The sequence below is a fragment of the Pseudomonas sp. SWI7 genome (assembly GCF_006351945.1).
Lineage (GTDB): Bacteria > Pseudomonadota > Gammaproteobacteria > Pseudomonadales > Pseudomonadaceae > Aquipseudomonas > Aquipseudomonas fulva.
In genome coordinates this window covers 3664777-3685000 of the sequence record NZ_CP040930.1, presented here as the reverse complement: position 1 = coordinate 3685000, position 20224 = coordinate 3664777, and the positions used below count along the sequence as shown (strand labels likewise).

Here is a 20224-nt window from a genome sequence, read left to right as displayed (position 1 = left end):
AGCTACGGGTATCATCTTATGATGATGCGGTAGAGGAGCGTTCTGTAAGCCTGTGAAGGTGAGTTGAGAAGCTTGCTGGAGGTATCAGAAGTGCGAATGCTGACATGAGTAACGACAATGCGAGTGAAAAACTCGCACGCCGAAAGACCAAGGTTTCCTGCGCAACGTTAATCGACGCAGGGTTAGTCGGTCCCTAAGGCGAGGCTGAAAAGCGTAGTCGATGGAAAACAGGTTAATATTCCTGTACTTCCAGTTATTGCGATGGAGGGACGGAGAAGGTTAGGCCAGCCTGGCGTTGGTTGTCCAGGTTTAAGGTGGTAGGCTGAAATCTTAGGCAAATCCGGGATTTCAAGGCCGAGAGCTGATGACGAGTTGCCTTTAGGCGATGAAGTGGTTGATACCATGCTTCCAAGAAAAGCTCCTAAGCTTCAGATAACTGGGAACCGTACCCCAAACCGACACAGGTGGTTAGGTAGAGAATACCAAGGCGCTTGAGAGAACTCGGGTGAAGGAACTAGGCAAAATGGCACCGTAACTTCGGGAGAAGGTGCGCCGGCGAAGGTGAAGGGCTTGCCCCGTAAGCTTTTGCTGGTCGAAGATACCAGGCCGCTGCGACTGTTTATTAAAAACACAGCGCTCTGCAAACACGAAAGTGGACGTATAGGGTGTGACGCCTGCCCGGTGCCGGAAGGTTAATTGATGGGGTTAGCGCAAGCGAAGCTCTTGATCGAAGCCCCGGTAAACGGCGGCCGTAACTATAACGGTCCTAAGGTAGCGAAATTCCTTGTCGGGTAAGTTCCGACCTGCACGAATGGCGTAACGATGGCGGCGCTGTCTCCACCCGAGACTCAGTGAAATTGAAATCGCTGTGAAGATGCAGTGTATCCGCGGCTAGACGGAAAGACCCCGTGAACCTTTACTATAGCTTTGCACTGGACTTTGAATTTGCTTGTGTAGGATAGGTGGGAGGCTTTGAAGTGGGGACGCCAGTTCTCATGGAGCCATCCTTGAAATACCACCCTGGCAACTTTGAGGTTCTAACTCAGGTCCGTTATCCGGATCGAGGACAGTGTATGGTGGGTAGTTTGACTGGGGCGGTCTCCTCCCAAAGAGTAACGGAGGAGTACGAAGGTGCGCTCAGACCGGTCGGAAATCGGTCGTAGAGTATAAAGGCAAAAGCGCGCTTGACTGCGAGACACACACGTCGAGCAGGTACGAAAGTAGGTCTTAGTGATCCGGTGGTTCTGTATGGAAGGGCCATCGCTCAACGGATAAAAGGTACTCCGGGGATAACAGGCTGATACCGCCCAAGAGTTCATATCGACGGCGGTGTTTGGCACCTCGATGTCGGCTCATCACATCCTGGGGCTGAAGCCGGTCCCAAGGGTATGGCTGTTCGCCATTTAAAGTGGTACGCGAGCTGGGTTTAGAACGTCGTGAGACAGTTCGGTCCCTATCTGCCGTGGACGTTTGAGATTTGAGAGGGGCTGCTCCTAGTACGAGAGGACCGGAGTGGACGAACCTCTGGTGTTCCGGTTGTCACGCCAGTGGCATTGCCGGGTAGCTATGTTCGGAAGAGATAACCGCTGAAAGCATCTAAGCGGGAAACTTGCCTCAAGATGAGATCTCACTGGGATCTTGAATCCCCTAAAGGGCCGTCGAAGACTACGACGTTGATAGGTTGGGTGTGTAAGCGCTGTGAGGCGTTGAGCTAACCAATACTAATTGCCCGTGAGGCTTGACCATATAACACCCAAGCAATTTGCTTCTGCAGATTGCGGTGGTGAAGATGACATGAGCCGAAAGTTCGCAACGCATCACAAACATCACATATCCGGATTCGCTGGGCTGTCCAACAGGACATTCTGGCTACAGAATTTCTTGACGACCATAGAGCATTGGAACCACCTGATCCCATCCCGAACTCAGTAGTGAAACGATGCATCGCCGATGGTAGTGTGGGGTTTCCCCATGTGAGAGTAGGTCATCGTCAAGATTCATTTCGCAAAACCCCTATCTGCGTATGCAGGTAGGGGTTTTGTCTTTAAGTAGAAGCTCATGCTTTTCCTGGTAGGCCAAGCGGCCAGCCAGCGGTGGTAAAAGGTGGTTGACAGCGTTTTTGAATGCTGTATTATTCACCTCCCGCTACGAGAGATCGAAGCGAGTTAAGTGTTTGAAGTTGAACGAGTTTTTCGAAATTACTTCAAAATAAACGCTTGACAGGCAATGAGGAAAGCGTAGAATGCGCGCCTCGGTTGAGACGAAACACTCTCAGCCAAACGCTCTTTAACAAATCGAATCAAGCAATTCGTGTGGGTGCTTGTGAGTACGGACTGATAGTCAGAAAGATTATCAGCATCACAAGTGACCATGCGAGAAATCACATAGTCATTTGAGATTGCTGAGCCAAGTTTAGGGTTTCTTAAAAACCCAAGCAGTATTGAACTGAAGAGTTTGATCATGGCTCAGATTGAACGCTGGCGGCAGGCCTAACACATGCAAGTCGAGCGGATGACGGGAGCTTGCTCCTTGATTCAGCGGCGGACGGGTGAGTAATGCCTAGGAATCTGCCTGGTAGTGGGGGACAACGTTTCGAAAGGAACGCTAATACCGCATACGTCCTACGGGAGAAAGCAGGGGACCTTCGGGCCTTGCGCTATCAGATGAGCCTAGGTCGGATTAGCTTGTTGGTGAGGTAATGGCTCACCAAGGCGACGATCCGTAACTGGTCTGAGAGGATGATCAGTCACACTGGAACTGAGACACGGTCCAGACTCCTACGGGAGGCAGCAGTGGGGAATATTGGACAATGGGCGAAAGCCTGATCCAGCCATGCCGCGTGTGTGAAGAAGGTCTTCGGATTGTAAAGCACTTTAAGTTGGGAGGAAGGGTTGTAGATTAATACTCTGCAATTTTGACGTTACCGACAGAATAAGCACCGGCTAACTCTGTGCCAGCAGCCGCGGTAATACAGAGGGTGCAAGCGTTAATCGGAATTACTGGGCGTAAAGCGCGCGTAGGTGGTTTGTTAAGTTGGATGTGAAAGCCCCGGGCTCAACCTGGGAACTGCATCCAAAACTGGCAAGCTAGAGTACGGTAGAGGGTGGTGGAATTTCCTGTGTAGCGGTGAAATGCGTAGATATAGGAAGGAACACCAGTGGCGAAGGCGACCACCTGGACTGATACTGACACTGAGGTGCGAAAGCGTGGGGAGCAAACAGGATTAGATACCCTGGTAGTCCACGCCGTAAACGATGTCAACTAGCCGTTGGAATCCTTGAGATTTTAGTGGCGCAGCTAACGCATTAAGTTGACCGCCTGGGGAGTACGGCCGCAAGGTTAAAACTCAAATGAATTGACGGGGGCCCGCACAAGCGGTGGAGCATGTGGTTTAATTCGAAGCAACGCGAAGAACCTTACCAGGCCTTGACATGCAGAGAACTTTCCAGAGATGGATTGGTGCCTTCGGGAACTCTGACACAGGTGCTGCATGGCTGTCGTCAGCTCGTGTCGTGAGATGTTGGGTTAAGTCCCGTAACGAGCGCAACCCTTGTCCTTAGTTACCAGCACGTTATGGTGGGCACTCTAAGGAGACTGCCGGTGACAAACCGGAGGAAGGTGGGGATGACGTCAAGTCATCATGGCCCTTACGGCCTGGGCTACACACGTGCTACAATGGTCGGTACAGAGGGTTGCCAAGCCGCGAGGTGGAGCTAATCTCACAAAACCGATCGTAGTCCGGATCGCAGTCTGCAACTCGACTGCGTGAAGTCGGAATCGCTAGTAATCGCGAATCAGAATGTCGCGGTGAATACGTTCCCGGGCCTTGTACACACCGCCCGTCACACCATGGGAGTGGGTTGCACCAGAAGTAGCTAGTCTAACCTTCGGGGGGACGGTTACCACGGTGTGATTCATGACTGGGGTGAAGTCGTAACAAGGTAGCCGTAGGGGAACCTGCGGCTGGATCACCTCCTTAATCGACGACATCAGCCTGCTGATGAGCTCCCACACGAATTGCTTGATTCATTGTAAAAGACGATGCTGTAACGCGACCCTGTTATAGGTCTGTAGCTCAGTTGGTTAGAGCGCACCCCTGATAAGGGTGAGGTCGGCAGTTCAAATCTGCCCAGACCTACCATTACTTGGTTCAGCCGTAGAATACGGGGCCATAGCTCAGCTGGGAGAGCGCCTGCCTTGCACGCAGGAGGTCAGCGGTTCGATCCCGCTTGGCTCCACCAATCCTTCAGGTTTGCGGCACTGTTCAGAATACAGAAATGAACATTCCGGTGTGAATGTTGATTTCTGACTTTTGTCAGATCGTTCTTTAAAAATTCGGATATGTGATAGAAATAGACTGAAGACCAGTTTCACTGCTGGAATTCAGGCTAAGGTAAAATTTGTGAGTTCTGCTCGAAAGAGCGACGTGCGAATTTTCGGCGAATGTCGTCTTCACAGTATAACCAGATTGCTTGGGGTTATATGGTCAAGTGAAGAAGCGCATACGGTGGATGCCTTGGCAGTCAGAGGCGATGAAAGACGTGGTAGCCTGCGAAAAGCTTTGGGGAGTCGGCAAACAGACTGTGATCCAGAGATCTCTGAATGGGGGAACCCAGCCAGCATAAGCTGGTTATCTTGTACTGAATACATAGGTGCAAGAGGCGAACCAGGGGAACTGAAACATCTAAGTACCCTGAGGAAAAGAAATCAACCGAGATTCCCTTAGTAGTGGCGAGCGAACGGGGACCAGCCCTTAAGTTGGTTTGAGATTAGTGGAACGCTCTGGAAAGTGCGGCCATAGTGGGTGATAGCCCCGTACACGAAAATCTCTTATCAATGAAATCGAGTAGGACGGAGCACGAGAAACTTTGTCTGAATATGGGGGGACCATCCTCCAAGGCTAAATACTACTGACTGACCGATAGTGAACCAGTACCGTGAGGGAAAGGCGAAAAGAACCCCGGAGAGGGGAGTGAAATAGAACCTGAAACCGTATGCGTACAAGCAGTGGGAGCCTACTTTGTTAGGTGACTGCGTACCTTTTGTATAATGGGTCAGCGACTTATATTCAGTGGCGAGCTTAACCGAATAGGGGAGGCGTAGCGAAAGCGAGTCTTAATAGGGCGTTTAGTCGCTGGGTATAGACCCGAAACCGGGCGATCTATCCATGGGCAGGTTGAAGGTTAGGTAACACTGACTGGAGGACCGAACCGACTACCGTTGAAAAGTTAGCGGATGACCTGTGGATCGGAGTGAAAGGCTAATCAAGCTCGGAGATAGCTGGTTCTCCTCGAAAGCTATTTAGGTAGCGCCTCATGTATCACTGTAGGGGGTAGAGCACTGTTTCGGCTAGGGGGTCATCCCGACTTACCAAACCGATGCAAACTCCGAATACCTACAAGTGCCGAGCATGGGAGACACACGGCGGGTGCTAACGTCCGTCGTGAAAAGGGAAACAACCCAGACCGTCAGCTAAGGTCCCAAAGTCATGGTTAAGTGGGAAACGATGTGGGAAGGCTTAGACAGCTAGGAGGTTGGCTTAGAAGCAGCCACCCTTTAAAGAAAGCGTAATAGCTCACTAGTCGAGTCGGCCTGCGCGGAAGATGTAACGGGGCTCAAACCATGCACCGAAGCTACGGGTATCATCGTATGATGATGCGGTAGAGGAGCGTTCTGTAAGCCTGTGAAGGTGAGTTGAGAAGCTTGCTGGAGGTATCAGAAGTGCGAATGCTGACATGAGTAACGACAATGCGAGTGAAAAACTCGCACGCCGAAAGACCAAGGTTTCCTGCGCAACGTTAATCGACGCAGGGTTAGTCGGTCCCTAAGGCGAGGCTGAAAAGCGTAGTCGATGGAAAACAGGTTAATATTCCTGTACTTCCAGTTATTGCGATGGAGGGACGGAGAAGGTTAGGCCAGCCTGGCGTTGGTTGTCCAGGTTTAAGGTGGTAGGCTGAAATCTTAGGCAAATCCGGGATTTCAAGGCCGAGAGCTGATGACGAGTTGCCTTTAGGCGATGAAGTGGTTGATACCATGCTTCCAAGAAAAGCTCCTAAGCTTCAGATAACTGGGAACCGTACCCCAAACCGACACAGGTGGTTAGGTAGAGAATACCAAGGCGCTTGAGAGAACTCGGGTGAAGGAACTAGGCAAAATGGCACCGTAACTTCGGGAGAAGGTGCGCCGGCGAAGGTGAAGGGCTTGCCCCGTAAGCTTTTGCTGGTCGAAGATACCAGGCCGCTGCGACTGTTTATTAAAAACACAGCGCTCTGCAAACACGAAAGTGGACGTATAGGGTGTGACGCCTGCCCGGTGCCGGAAGGTTAATTGATGGGGTTAGCGCAAGCGAAGCTCTTGATCGAAGCCCCGGTAAACGGCGGCCGTAACTATAACGGTCCTAAGGTAGCGAAATTCCTTGTCGGGTAAGTTCCGACCTGCACGAATGGCGTAACGATGGCGGCGCTGTCTCCACCCGAGACTCAGTGAAATTGAAATCGCTGTGAAGATGCAGTGTATCCGCGGCTAGACGGAAAGACCCCGTGAACCTTTACTATAGCTTTGCACTGGACTTTGAATTTGCTTGTGTAGGATAGGTGGGAGGCTTTGAAGTGGGGACGCCAGTTCTCATGGAGCCATCCTTGAAATACCACCCTGGCAACTTTGAGGTTCTAACTCAGGTCCGTTATCCGGATCGAGGACAGTGTATGGTGGGTAGTTTGACTGGGGCGGTCTCCTCCCAAAGAGTAACGGAGGAGTACGAAGGTGCGCTCAGACCGGTCGGAAATCGGTCGTAGAGTATAAAGGCAAAAGCGCGCTTGACTGCGAGACACACACGTCGAGCAGGTACGAAAGTAGGTCTTAGTGATCCGGTGGTTCTGTATGGAAGGGCCATCGCTCAACGGATAAAAGGTACTCCGGGGATAACAGGCTGATACCGCCCAAGAGTTCATATCGACGGCGGTGTTTGGCACCTCGATGTCGGCTCATCACATCCTGGGGCTGAAGCCGGTCCCAAGGGTATGGCTGTTCGCCATTTAAAGTGGTACGCGAGCTGGGTTTAGAACGTCGTGAGACAGTTCGGTCCCTATCTGCCGTGGACGTTTGAGATTTGAGAGGGGCTGCTCCTAGTACGAGAGGACCGGAGTGGACGAACCTCTGGTGTTCCGGTTGTCACGCCAGTGGCATTGCCGGGTAGCTATGTTCGGAAGAGATAACCGCTGAAAGCATCTAAGCGGGAAACTTGCCTCAAGATGAGATCTCACTGGGATCTTGAATCCCCTAAAGGGCCGTCGAAGACTACGACGTTGATAGGTTGGGTGTGTAAGCGCTGTGAGGCGTTGAGCTAACCAATACTAATTGCCCGTGAGGCTTGACCATATAACACCCAAGCAATTTGCTTCTGCAGATTGCGGTGGTGAAGATGACATGAACCGAAAGTTCGCAACGCATCACAAACATCACATGTCCGGATTCGCTGGGCTGTCCAACAGGACATTCTGGCTACAGAATTTCTTGACGACCATAGAGCATTGGAACCACCTGATCCCATCCCGAACTCAGCAGTGAAACGATGCATCGCCGATGGTAGTGTGGGGTTTCCCCATGTGAGAGTAGGTCATCGTCAAGATTCATTTCGCAAAACCCCTATCTGCGCATGCAGGTAGGGGTTTTGTCTTTAAGTAGGAACTACAGAGATTCGCAGGCACGTCGATGACGGGCCAGCACACAGAATTTCTTGACGACCATAGAGCATTGGAACCACCTGATCCCATCCCGAACTCAGCAGTGAAACGATGCATCGCCGATGGTAGTGTGGGGTTTCCCCATGTGAGAGTAGGTCATCGTCAAGATTCAAACAAAAAAGCCCCTGTCTGCGCTGCAGACAGGGGCTTTTTCTTTTGGGGGGTTTAAACACCCCCAATGACTAGCTTCTGATAAGCGGTTGTCCCGCTGTGCGCTTTAGAACTGGTAGCTCACTGTGGCGCTCACATTACGCTCTTCGCCCATGTAGCAGTAATTCAAACTGGCGCACGAGGTGATGTATCGCTGATTGGTCAGGTTGTTGGCATTCAGACGAACATCCAAGCCCTTCAGACCCAGCTTACCCATGTCGTAGCCCAACGAGGCATCAACCAACGTGTAGGAAGGCACCTTGCGGCTGTTCTCTGCATCTGCCCAGCTATGCCCCACATACCTCACGCCGCCGCCCAACCTAATCCCGTCGAGCGCGCCTTGCCGGAAGTTGTAGTCGGCCCACAGCGAGACCATTTGCTCCGGGGCTTGGGTAGGCGAATTGCCTTTGTTGTCCAGACCGCTGGATACAAGGCTAGGCATCGATTTCGAGTACTCGATGTCGGTGTAGGTATAGCCACCCAGCAGTTTCAAGTTATCAGTGACCTGCACATGCGCTTCCAACTCCAACCCTTGCGAGCGCACTTGACCGACAGGCCTGTAGAAGTCTTCATCCGGTTGCTTGGAGGCCAGGTTCTCCTGCTCGATACGGAACACAGAGGCGGTGTACAGGTTGTCGCTACCAGGTGGCTGATACTTGATACCGGCTTCCCACTGAGTGCCCTCGGTAGGAGCAAGCGGTTTTCCGTCTTGATCGGATACGGTATTCGGGTTGAAGGACTCGGAGTAGCTCACATACGGCGCCAGGCCATTCTCGAAGAGATAGAGCACCCCAGCGCGAGTCGTGAAGTTGGAACGCTTGTCACTGACCCTGGTATTGGTATCACGATTTTCCTCGGATACCTTGACCCAATCCTGGCGCAGGCCCAGTGAGAAGCGCCATTGATCCAGCTCCACCAGATCCTGCAGATAGACACCCGTCTGTTGCAACCGGCGTTGGTATCGGTTTTCACCGAGCACCTGCAGGTTGCCATTACCATACTGCGGGTTAGCCGCATCCAGCGGATCTACAGTGCCATAACGCCACGAGACATCGGCTTTGCGGCGCTGGTAATCCGTGCCCAGCAGCAGGGTGTGCTTGGCAATGCCGGTGAAGAATTCAGCCTGGACCATGTTGTCGATGATGTAGGAGTGCAGCCGCTCATCACCCCCGGTGTAAGCTCGGTTGAGGACGGTACTGTCGGCATCTGCCCAACCTGCCGAGTACACCTGGTCCATCGATACGTCCGAGTCCTGGTAGCGGAAGTTCTGCCGCGCGGTAAATACATCGTTGAAGCGATGCTCGAACTGGTAACTGAACGACTGCTGGGTGCGCTCGTAATTGTCGATGCCCGGCTCCCCTTCGAAGAAGTGATCCGACAGGCGTACCCCATTACGCTTGCTCAGCATCCCGTCTGCAGGATTACCGCCGTGATACCCCCCGTTTGGATCACGCTGCAAGTAGGCCTGCAGGGTCAGCGATGTGTCTTCGCTGAAGTCGATGCTAAGCGACGGAGCGATGGCGTAACGTTCTTCCTTGTTGTGATCGAACTGAGTATCCGAAGCGTCTGCCAAACCGGTCAGGCGATAGGCAATACGCTTGTCTGCATCCAACGGGCCGCTGGTATCGAAGCCCAGCCCGCGCTGACCTTGGGTACCAACCGACGCTTGAACTTGATGGAAAGCGGTGAACACGGGCTTTTTGGTGGTCAGTGCGACCAATCCACCCGGTGAGCTACGGCCATAAAGGACCGAAGAAGGCCCTTTCAAGACATCGATCCGTTCCAGGAAATAGGGGTCGACCTGCATCGTGCTGTAGGTGCCGTTGTCCCCCATGGACTTGAGGCCGTCTACGTAGATGTTATCCACCGACCCGTCATTGAAACCTCGCATGGCCACGTAGTCATACCGGTGCGTCGCGCCATAGGGGCTGGTCATCACCCCTGGGGTATAGCGCATGGCCTGGGCGACGGTTTGAGAACCTTGGTCGTCGATCTGTTGCCGGGTTACCACCGAAACCGATTGGGATGTCTCTACCAGTGCCAAGCTGCTTTTAGTAGCGACCTGGCTGTGGGTGGCGTTATAACCCTCCATGCTCCCCAAGGCATTGCCCAGGGTGAAACCTCGAATGTCCGTATCGGGTAACGCCAGCGCAGCTTCCGCTGGCTGAGCCTGTACGATGAAGGTCCGGTTTCCTTGATCCAACGCCGTCAAGCCGCTTCCTGCCAACAGCACCCCTAACGCCTGCTCAGCCGAGTACTGTCCGTGAAGGCCTCTGGACTGCAAGCCTTGAGTGAGTGCCGGCGTACTGGAAAGCGTGATGCCCGCCTGACGAGCAAATTGATTGAGCACTTCATCCAGGGGCCCAGGCGCAATTGCATAAGTCGAGCTGACCAGTGAGGTATCAGCGGCGAGTGTGATGCCAGGCACCATGGCCAATCCAAGTGCCGTACCCAGCAAGGCAGCGCGGATGGCATTGCTTAGCAAATCTGAGTGCAAGACAGGTCGAAAATCATTCGCGCCAAAGGCGTACAGTTTTACCGGGTTGGTTGACATGAAAGGGTCCGTAAAATGTGCAGGAGATTCTTCTCACTGATCTAGCCGGATACGCGGCCAAAACCCGACACATTAGGAGCAGGCTTTGTTCACCAAAGTCTAGGCACGACCCAGCGCTTCCACGCGCACCCACCATCGCGTTAAATGACGGACTTGAACGGGAAGCGTGGTGGGCAGCAATTGCAGGAGATGTTCTGGATTCTGGAGGCGGAATACCCCGGACAAACGGAGCTCAGCAATGTCATCGCTGCAGGTGAGATAACCGCGGCGGTATCGGCTGATCTGCGTCAGGAAATCCCTGAGCAACATGTTCTTGCCCACGATGAGGCCTTCGGTCCAGGCCATCGCGTCCATCCCTGAAGGCGTCACCTGCTCGGCACCGCTGGCGGTGACGCGCCATTCTCCACCTGGCTCGAGCCATTGGATCAGGCCGGTGCTCTGGCTGCGAGTGAATACTCGCCCCTCACTGACGACCACCCGTAGGCAATCGTCCTCGATACGCCCCACGAAGCGCCCCCCGACGGTTTGCAACGCTGCGGTATTCGTGCGCAGAGTGACTGGAGGTTGTCCAGGAGCTGCCTGTCGACAGTCCAGCATGACCTCACCCCGCTTGAGGTCGATCGACAATTGCTGCCTGTTGAAGGCCACGTCCACGGCACTTCGGGTATTGAGTTGTAGCCGAGAGCCGTCGGGTAAGGTCACGTCTCTGCGCTCACCCGTGGCTGTCGCGTAGTCGGATGACCAGGCCTGTACCACACTCAAGTCCTTGCTCAGCCATGCTGCCGATCCGAACACGGCAACGGTGCCCAGCAGCTTCAACGCCTGTCGCCGCTCAAGGCGCCGATGACTGGCCTCCAGTGTCTGCAGCGCAACCCCCACAGCGGGCACGTGGCGCAGGTCCAGGTCCTGTTCCAAATGCAGCACGCGTTGCCAGGCCAGCTCGTGGGTCGCAGCCTCTGAGCGCCACTGCGCGAGACGCTCGTTCAAAGCCGGATCCTCACCACTGTGGCGAAGTTTCAGCATCCACTGGATGGCTTGTCTGACCGTCTTGGCGTCGGGATGCGGGCTAGGCATAACCGGTGTCATTACGCTTCGTAGCGCAGCAGGTAGCAGTGATAAAGCGCGTCAGCAATGTAGCGCTCCACCGTTCTCACCGATACGCCCATCTGCTGTGCAATTTCCTGATGCCGCAGGCCCTCGCATTGGGCTAGCAGGAAAGCAGTGCGAACCTTTGGCTTGAGGCCATCGAGCATCTTGGCAATGCGTTCAAGCAACTCCAGCAGCAGCTCGCGGGTCTCCACATCGGGCGTGTTAGCCTCCGGCACCAGCGCCAGCGCTTCCAGATAGGCTTTGTGCAGTTCCTCTCGACGCCAGTGGTCGATGATCAACCCGCGCGCCACCGTGCGCAGAAACGCCCTGGGCTGTTGTATCTGCAGATGCTCGCGGCGTTGCAACAGCCGCATGAAGGTATCCTGGGCCACGTCAGCAGCGTCGGCCGCATTGCCAAGCCTGTGGCGCAGCCAGGTATGCAGCCAGCCATGATGAGCACTGTAGAGGTTTTGCACGAGATCGTTGCTAGGCATGAGACACAGCTATCAGGGCTTAAATGATAATTAGTCTCATTGTTTCGCCCGGCGCGAGATTTTGCAACCTACCTGTCGGTCCCCAAGCCATTCAGTGCGAGCGCTGGCTGTCCAAGTACCTTCGAATGGTCACGGCTGCGCTGTTGAGGTGCTGCTCCAATACCGCAATTGCATCGCTGACACGTTTGGCACTGGCGGCATCGACCAAGGCCGTGTGATCGTCTTGGGTGAGCTTGCCCAGGCCCATCGACGAAAGATGAAAGCGTAGAAACCGCTCCTCTTGCATCAATTCGTTATCGATCAGGCGCAGCAGTTTATGGTTCGCTGCCTTGCTATAAAGCACCATGTGAAGCTCACGATTAAGACGAGCGATCTCGGCATGTCGTGTTTCGTTTTCCAATTGCTGGATGCAACTGCGGGCCTTGGCGATGTCTTGCGCCGTCAGAAGCGGAATGGATTGACGCAACGCCTCGCTTTCGAGCAGAACACGCAAGTCGTAGGCATCTGCCGCATCCTCGCCTATCAGCGGCGCAACGACTGCGCCCTTGTGAAGCTCCACGTTCAACAGTGACTGCGCTTCCAGTTGACGCAGCGCCTCACGCACGGGCATACGGCTGACGCCATAAAGTGTCGCCAACTCCTGTTGTCTGATTGCCGTTCCGGGTGGCAAACGACCCTCGAGAATGGCACTGCGCACGCGTTCTTCAATAACGCCGCGGGCCAGATGTGGCAGCAACTGTTCACTGTTCAACACGCTGCTCAGTTTGATTTTGTTGCCCACGCAACGCCTGCCTTAAACGATTACCAAAGTTGGATCCAATGACACGGTTATAGCGGTATGACGTGTCAAATGCTGGCCTCTACTGGGGGCATGCCCCAGGGCGCGGCTATGGTGGATGAAGTTGCTCTGCAAAGGAAGTGACATGACCCGCGCGGCAAGCGTTGATCCGGCGTACTCCGACACAGAGGCCGATGATCGCGATGTGCCATTGTCTTTTGCGGTGTCAGGCCGCACCATCGCTTCTTTCGACTGGCCTGGACAGTGCTTGGCAGTGGCGATCACCCCGATGCTCAAAACCGTGCTGCACCGAGTTGCCCTGGCTGCGCTGCTGGGTGGCCTGCTGCTGGGCGGTTTGCATGCCGACTGGGATTTCGCCCAGATCAGTCGCCAGTCTCAAGCGCTGTACGGGCCATTGGGGGAGGGCAAAGCGCGAATCGATGCGTGGCAGAACCTCATGGCCACCCAGAAGCAGGGGACTGAGCTTGAGCGTCTGCAGGTGGTCAACCGGTTCTTTAACCAACAATTGCGCTACGTCGAGGATATCGATCTGTGGCACGAGGTCGATTACTGGGCAACACCGGTCCAAGCACTGATAAAAGGGGCTGGCGATTGCGAGGATTACGCTATCGCCAAGTACTTCAGCCTCAGGCGCATGGGCATCCCCAGCGAGAAACTGCGGATCACCTACGTCAAGGCCTTGCGACAGAACCGGGCACACATGGTACTGACCTATTATTCAACGCCCCAGGCGCAGCCGTTGGTGCTCGACAGCCTGATGGACGCGATCAAGCCGGCCAGCCAGCGCCCCGACCTGTTGCCCGTCTATGCCTTCAACGGTGAAGGCCTATGGCTGACAGGCGCCGGTGGCAACAAGAAAGTCGGCGACACCAAGCGCTTGTCGCGCTGGCAGGACCTATTGAAAAAAATGCAGGCCGAAGGCTTCCCGGCCGAGCCGGTTTACTGAAGGAGCACAGATGTCACTGTTCAAACAATTGCTGTTGGCTATTTGCCTGTTCCTGGTAGTGGCGTTCACCGGCAGTTTCATGGTCAGCCTGGAGAGTTCGCGAAGCCAGTATGTCAACCAGCTCCGCTCGCATGCACAGGATGCAGCCACTGCGCTGGCCCTGTCGCTTACGCCCAATATCGATGACCCTGCCATGGTCGAGCTGATGGTGAGTTCGATCTTCGACAGTGGCTACTACGCCAGTATCAAAGTGGTGGACCTGGCTTCCAATACGGTGCTCGTCGAGCGCCATGCCGAACCAGACCCTGGGGGCGTACCCCGTTGGTTCGTTCACCTGATCGGTCTGGAAGCTGCCGGTGGCGATGCGTTGGTCAGCCGTGGCTGGCAGCAGGCGGCACGCGTCGAGGTCATCAGTCACCCCATGTTCGCCATTGCCAAGCTCTGGCAAAGCGCGTTGGGCAGCCTGGGCTGGCTACTGCTCTGTGGTGCCGCCAGCGCCATTCTGGGGGCGTTGCTGCTGCGCCGGCAGCTCAAGCCGCTGGACTACATGGTCGAACAGTCCCATGCCATCGCCAGGCGTGAATTCCTGAGCCTGCCTGAACTGCCCCGCACACCCGAGCTCAGGCGCGTCGTCCAGGCCATGAACCAGATGGTCGAAAAGCTCAAGGCACTGTTCACCGAGCAGGCCGAGCGCAGCGAGCGGTTACGCGCCGAGTCCTATCAAGACACCTTGACCGGTCTGTCCAACCGTCGCTATTTCGAAATGCAGCTCAATGCTCGGGTCAGCAACCTTGAGGAAGCACGGGCAGGCTACCTGTTGTTACTTCGGGTTCAAGGCCTGGCGGGCCTCAACGCGCGTCTGGGTGGCCAACGCACGGATCAGTTGCTGCAAGCCGTCGGTGAGCAATTGCGCCGCGCCTGCGCAAGCTTCCCGGAAACCAACGACCTGATTTCCCGCAGCCGGGGTGGTGAATTCGCCGTGCTAGCACCTGGCATGGTGCATGAAGAAGCCATACAGCTGGCCCAGGCGCTTGAGGCTACGCTGCAGAGCCTGCATGAGACGGGGGCCACCGATATTCAACCGGTGGCCTGCATCGGCTTGGCCCCCTTCAGCCCGGGCGACGCGCCTCCAGCGTTGCTCAAACTGGCTGATGAAGCCCTGGCACGCGCGGAGAACCAGCCAACCCCGGGTTGGGTCTGCCTGGAGCAAGGCGTCGCTGCCGTGGCTGCCGACAGCCAGCACGACTGGCATGAGCGCCTCGACCAGGCCTTCAGCAACGGTCACTTCGAGCTGTTTTTCCAGCCGGTGGTCGATTGTGCAACCGCCCAGCAGGTGCTGCACCACAAGGTGATATCCCGCCTGAAGGATCGACAAGGCGAGGCGCTTCCAGCCGGTCGATTCCTCCCTTGGCTCGAGCGCTTTGGCTGGATGCCAAGGCTGGACCTTCTGGTGCTGCAGAAGGTGCTGGCGCACATGCGTGGCCACGACCAGGTGCTGGCGCTGAACCTTTCCGCCGCTACCTTGGCGGACGCCCAGGCGCTGCAACGCATTTTCGAACTGCTCAGCCAGAACGTCGCCCTCGGGCCGCGTCTGGTGTTCGAAATCGGTGAAGAGCAGCTACCTGACCAGCCGGCGTTGGAGAAATTGACTCGAAGGCTGCACAGCCTTGGCTTCGGCCTGGCACTGCAACGCTTTGGCGGACGTTTCAGCATGATCGGTAACCTGTCCCACCTTGGGTTGGCTTACCTGAAGATTGATGGCAGCTACATCCGTAACATCGACCATGAACAGCACAAACGCTTGTTCATCGAGGCGATCCAGCGTGCCGCGCACAGCATCGATCTGCCTCTGGTGGCCGAGCGCGTGGAAACCGAAGGTGAGCGCGCAGTGCTCTGCGAAATGGGTGTAGGAGGCATTCAGGGGCAGTTGGTGGGTGAGCCTGCCCCTTGGGCGCACGATAAGCGCTGACCTGCAGAAATGAGGGCCCGCACGCAAGGCCGTGCGGGCACACCCTCAGCGTTCGCGCAAGGCCTCGGAGCGGGCCTTCATGATGGGCTTGAGCAGGTAGCTCATGATGGTCTTCTTGCCGGTCATGATATCGACCGTTGCCACCATCCCGGGAATGATCAGCAGCGGCTTTTCATCGGTGCCCAGATGACTGCGATCGGTACGCAGCTTAATCAGGTAGTACGTGGTCTTCTTGTCTTCGTCGGTGATGGTATCGGCGCCGATCTGCTCAAGCTTGGCCTTGAGTCCCCCGTAGATGGTGTAGTCGTACGCGGTGAACTTGACCGTGGCTTCCTGGCCTGGGTGCAGGAAGGCAATGTCCTTCGGCAGGATCTTGGCCTCGATGACCAGCGTGTCGTCCAGCGGGACGACCTCGATGATGTCGCTGCCTGGCTGAATCACGCCGCCGATGGTGTTGACCAGCAACTGCTTGACGATACCCCGCACAGGCGAAGTCACCATGGTGCGGTGAACGCGGTCATCCAGCGCCTTGCTGGTAGCGGTCGCCTTGTTCAGTTCGGTCCGGGCTTCGTTCAGCTGGGTGAGTGCCTCGCTTCGGAACTTGCCGCGGGTCTCTTCGATCTTGCTCTGCACTTCTCGAACGGCCGCTTCGGCACGGGGGATGGCCAGCGACGTGGAGTCAAGCTGACCACGGTTCTCAACCTCGGCACGACGCAAGCGCAGCACCTCCACTTGGGAAATAGCACCCGTCGCGACCAAAGGCTCCGACATGCTGATTTCTTTACGCAGCAGCTCAAGGCTGTTGGCGTACTGCCCGCGCTTGGAGCTGTACTCGCGCAGTTCCTGCTGGCGCTGGACCAGTTGCTGTTGCAGTCCGCCAATTTCGTCCTGAAGCTGCTGGCGCCGACTCTGGTACAACGATTCTTCGCTGGCCGCTTGGCTAGGTGCGGCCTTGCGCAATTCTTCGTCGATCTCTAACGGCTTGCCGTCGACCTCTGCACTCAGGCGCTGAACCCGCAGGGCCATGGACAGCCGATCGGCTTCCGTTTCCCCCACGTTGGACGCGAAGCGGGTCTCATCCAGGCGCAGCAGAGGCTGCCCCACCTCGACGATCTCGCCTTCCTTGGCAAAGATTTCCGCCACGATGCCGCCTTCCAGGTTCTGGATTTTCTGCACCTTGGATGACGGGATGGCCTTGCCTTCACCACGCGTCACCTCATCAATAGGCGCAAAGCTGGCCCACACGATCAGGAACACGAAGAACAGGATGACGCCCCAGATCGTCAGGCGCACCACGCGCGGCGCGTCCTCGATAAGGGCCTTGTTGACCTCGGGCAGCGGCTGACCGCCCAACGAATCGCTGCCCTTGAAGTAACGCCGCAGGCCTTCCTTGAGTTGCCCGAAATCCAGCTTATGCGACACTGATCTGCCCCTTCTTCAACGCATCCATGACGGCCGCTTTCGGGCCATCGGCAACGATCTGCCCGCGATCGATCACGATCAGGCGGTCCACGAGTGACAGCAGCGATGCACGGTGAGTCACCAACAGTACCGTCTTGCTTTCCACCACGGCCTGCAAACGCTGCTTCAGGCGTTCTTCGCCGGTGTTGTCCATGGCGCTGGTGGGTTCGTCGAGCAGCAGGATCTGTGGGTTCAACAGCAATGCACGGCCCAGGGCCACGTTCTGCCGCTGCCCGCCGGATAGGTTCTGACCACGTTCGCCGACCTGCAGCTCGTAGCCGTCCGGGTGCAGTCGCGCGAACTCATGCACGCCTGCAAGCTCAGCCGCCTGCAAGATCATTTCGTCATCGATGTAGCGGGCCCCGCTGACCAGATTGTCCCGCAGCGTGCCCGCCAACAGCTGAATGTCCTGGGGCACATAACCAATGTTGTGGCGCAGTTCGCTGACGTCGATCTGGCGGATATCCACGCCGTCGACCAGCAATGAGCCGCCATCGGCCTCGTACAGGCCAACGATCAGCTTGGCCAGTGAACTCTTGCCCGACCCGCTGCGCCCGATGATCCCTACCTTCTCGCCAGGGCGGATGGTCAGGTTGATGTTCTTCAGCGCCATGTTCTGCTGGTTGGGGTAAGTGAAATCCACGCCGCGGAATTCCACGCTACCCTGCAATACCCTACGGCTGAGCGGGCGTTCTTCAAAGTTGCGCTCTTGTGGCAGCTCCATCATGTGGTCGGTGGACACCATGGTTACCTTGGCTTGCTGGTAACGAGCCAACAGGCCGTTGAGCTGCCCCAAGGGCCCAAGGGCGCGGCCGCTGAGCATGTAGCACGCCACCAGGCCGCCCATGCTCAAGTTGCCGTCGATGATCAGGTACACACCCACGCAGATCATCGCCACCCCTGCCAACTGCTGAATGAGCAGGGTGATGTTCATGGCCAGGCTCGACAGTACCTTGACGCGCAATTCCAGCCGGCTGAGGGTACCGAGCGTCTGTTCCCACATGTACTGCCGCTCGCTCTCGGCGTTGTTGACCTTCACTGCGTCCAGCCCTGCCAGGGTCTCGATCAGGCTCGACTGGCGCTCCGAGGCCAGCGCCATGGTCCGCTCCATGGTCGCCATCAGCGGCCGCTGCAGGGCATAGCCGATGCCCAAGGCCAGTGGGAAGGCGATGATCGGGATCCACACCAAGTGTCCGCCAATGATCGCGATGACGATCAGGATCAGCACCGTGAACGGCAAGTCGATCAGGCTAGTCAGCGTCAACGACGCCAGGAAGTCACGAAGGCCTTGGAACTCGTGAATGTTCTGGGCAAAGCTGCCTACCCGGGCCGGTCGATACTTCATCGACATGCCCACGATACGTTCGAATAGTGTCGCCGAAATGATCAGGTCGGTCTTTTTCCCTGCAAGGTCCAGACATAATCCGCGCAGGCCCTTGAGGATCAGGTCGAAGATATAGGCGCCCGCGATACCGACCGCCAGCACCCAGAGGGTCGAGGTCGCCTGGTTGGGAACGACCCGGTCATACACGTTCATGACGAACAGTGGCGCGGCCAGGGCGATCAGGTTGATCACAAGGCTCGCGGCGATGGCATCGATGTACAGCCACTTGCTGCGCAGCAGCGTGTCTCGGAACCAGGATTTGGCTCGGGGGATCAGGTTGCCATGGTTGACGTCGAATTTGTGCTGCGGCTGCGCGAAGAACACTCGCCCGCTGTAGTCATCCTGAAGTGTCTCACGGCTGACCTGAACTTCGCCGCCATCGCTTTCGCTCAGTAACAGCCGTGCAGTGTCTTCGTTTTCCCACCCGAGCAACACGGCACTGCGTCCGCCTTTTAGCAACAGGATCGCGGGCATGGCAATGCTTGGAATCTGCTCCAGCTTGCGCTGCAACAGACGGCCCTGCAGGCCGGCCCTGGCCGCCGCACGGGGCAGCAGCTCGGGGCTCAGGCGCTGTGCGGGTAAAGGCAGACCCGTGGTAAGCATGACCCGGCTGGCAGGTTTCTGGTGCAGTACACACAAGCTCAGCAGACTATCCAGCAAAGGATCGTCGTGCTGACTACGTGGGTCATGGTTGAGCTGGACTCGACTGACTTCTGATTCCACGCGGCGCTCTCTTCATCCTTGTGGTGGGTGGGGATGAGCTGGCCGCCGATCATTCGATGGCAGCAAACCCAGGCATTCAGTGGGGCAATGCATGTCGGCGCTCGGTAGGCATGCAGCGAGCGATGCAGTGTGTCGCCAATGGTCGCCTTGAATTAGGTGGTGAGTAAACAACTGTATCGGTCTCTTTACTACATGACGCTGATCAGCAGACAAACGTTTCATTTCTGAATCACGCTGCAATCCAGGCTTCAGGATGCTGGGATAGGCGCAGAGAAACGACATGTGACAGGCCTGCCGTTACAGCCTAGCTCAATGTCATTTATCAGGCGCTGGTTTGCTGGCGTTGGTGCGACCCGTGTTAGGTAAAATTCATCCAGGTAAATCCACTTCCGTTGTCGACTCTGGCCGATAATCGCAGGCGCGTTATAAGGCCTGTTTAGACGATTAGCGCATTCGGTCGTCGTTCATTCTACGGTGAAGCAGCCTGAAAATTGGCAACATCAAGGGGCGTCTCGGGCATGTAATCGGCAAGGTTTATGCTTACGAGTCTTGGAAATGTGGCGTCAATAAACAAAATTGACCTTCTATTGACGCTGTTGGTCCTATTGAGCCCGACGAACGGTTGAAAGGCATGTGATTTATGGCTGCTGTCATCACCTGGGCCCGCGTGCTCCGTGCCATTGCGCTGTTTTAATGACGCAACGCATTTGCTGTTGATTGGCCCTTGGCTAAGGTAAAAATATCAATGTGACATTACCTTGGTGATTGTTTAGGATGGCCGATATAAGGTCAATAGTTTGGCATAAGTCTAATTACATTTCGTCATAGACGGAATATTGACGCAATCAAGCGTCAAGAGATCATCGACATAATTCCTGTTCAGGTGGCTGCGGATGCCGCTCTGGCACAGAAG

8 protein-coding genes, 2 tRNA genes and 6 rRNA genes (1 of these 16 cut by a window edge) are annotated in these 20224 nt (G+C 56.0%); 10 read left to right on the top strand and 6 right to left on the bottom strand.

All coding sequences use genetic code 11. From position 1 onward, the window contains the following. The 8 genes from FH041_RS16770 to rrf (FH041_RS16735) form a co-directional block, all read left to right on the top strand. Nucleotides 1–1746: ribosomal RNA gene (locus FH041_RS16770) — 23S ribosomal RNA — on the top strand (it extends 1146 nt beyond the left edge of the window). Between the two features lie 134 nt (nt 1747–1880). Continuing rightward, nucleotides 1881–1996 (top strand): 5S ribosomal RNA (rrf, locus tag FH041_RS16765). 446 nt (nt 1997–2442) lie between these two features. After that, a 16S ribosomal RNA gene (locus FH041_RS16760) occupies nt 2443–3979 on the top strand. An 85-nt stretch (nt 3980–4064) separates the two neighbouring features. Beyond that, nucleotides 4065–4141 (top strand) — tRNA-Ile (locus tag FH041_RS16755). 24 nt (nt 4142–4165) lie between these two features. Then, a tRNA-Ala gene (locus tag FH041_RS16750) sits at nt 4166–4241 on the top strand. Nucleotides 4242–4484: 243 nt separating this feature from the next. Next, nucleotides 4485–7377 (top strand): 23S ribosomal RNA (locus FH041_RS16745). 134 nt (nt 7378–7511) lie between these two features. Next, nucleotides 7512–7627: ribosomal RNA gene (gene rrf, locus FH041_RS16740) — 5S ribosomal RNA — on the top strand. A gap of 107 nt (nt 7628–7734) precedes the next feature. Continuing rightward, nucleotides 7735–7850: ribosomal RNA gene (gene rrf / locus FH041_RS16735) — 5S ribosomal RNA — on the top strand. Together the 16S, 23S and 5S rRNA genes with 2 tRNA genes alongside form the textbook arrangement of a ribosomal RNA operon. 109 nt (nt 7851–7959) lie before the next feature. Here the strand turns inward: rrf (FH041_RS16735) and FH041_RS16730 are convergent. The 4 genes from FH041_RS16730 to FH041_RS16715 all read right to left on the bottom strand — a co-directional run bounded on the left by FH041_RS16730 (nt 7960) and on the right by FH041_RS16715 (nt 12810). Then, entirely contained in the window at nt 7960–10323 is a 2364-nt protein-coding gene (locus FH041_RS16730; RefSeq protein ID WP_225806695.1) for a TonB-dependent siderophore receptor, read from the bottom strand. A gap of 222 nt (nt 10324–10545) precedes the next feature. Further along, entirely contained in the window at nt 10546–11520 is a 975-nt protein-coding gene (locus tag FH041_RS16725; RefSeq protein ID WP_104925686.1) for a FecR domain-containing protein, read from the bottom strand. Between the two features lie 11 nt (nt 11521–11531). After that, nucleotides 11532–12029 carry a sigma-70 family RNA polymerase sigma factor gene (locus tag FH041_RS16720; protein ID WP_027915754.1) on the bottom strand — a complete coding sequence of 166 codons (498 nt, stop codon included), beginning with the start codon at nt 12027–12029 and terminating at the stop codon, nt 11532–11534. 91 nt (nt 12030–12120) lie between these two features. After that, the gene (locus tag FH041_RS16715; protein ID WP_027915753.1) at nt 12121–12810 is read right to left on the bottom strand and encodes a GntR family transcriptional regulator; all 690 of its coding nucleotides are present in this window, start codon (nt 12808–12810) and stop codon (nt 12121–12123) included. 202 nt (nt 12811–13012) lie between these two features. On the opposite strand from FH041_RS16715, the gene lapG reads away from it, so the two are divergent. Both lapG and lapD read left to right on the top strand, forming a co-directional pair. After that, nucleotides 13013–13774, top strand: coding sequence for a cysteine protease LapG (gene lapG / locus FH041_RS16710; RefSeq protein WP_173645901.1), 762 nt, complete (start codon nt 13013–13015; stop codon nt 13772–13774). A 10-nt stretch (nt 13775–13784) separates the two neighbouring features. After that, on the top strand, nt 13785–15743 hold the full coding sequence (gene lapD / locus FH041_RS16705) for a cyclic di-GMP receptor LapD (protein ID WP_027915751.1): 1959 nt from the start codon (nt 13785–13787) through the stop codon (nt 15741–15743). A gap of 45 nt (nt 15744–15788) precedes the next feature. Here lapD and FH041_RS16700 read toward each other — a convergent pair whose 3' ends face one another. After that, nucleotides 15789–17165, bottom strand: a complete 1377-nt coding sequence (locus FH041_RS16700) for an HlyD family type I secretion periplasmic adaptor subunit (protein ID WP_023535148.1) — start codon at nt 17163–17165, stop codon at nt 15789–15791. Then, nucleotides 17155–19311, bottom strand: coding sequence for a type I secretion system permease/ATPase (locus FH041_RS16695; protein WP_028687928.1), 2157 nt, complete (start codon nt 19309–19311; stop codon nt 17155–17157). The genes FH041_RS16700 and FH041_RS16695 overlap by 11 nt, the downstream gene beginning before the upstream one ends. Nucleotides 19312–20224: the final 913 nt, after the last annotated feature.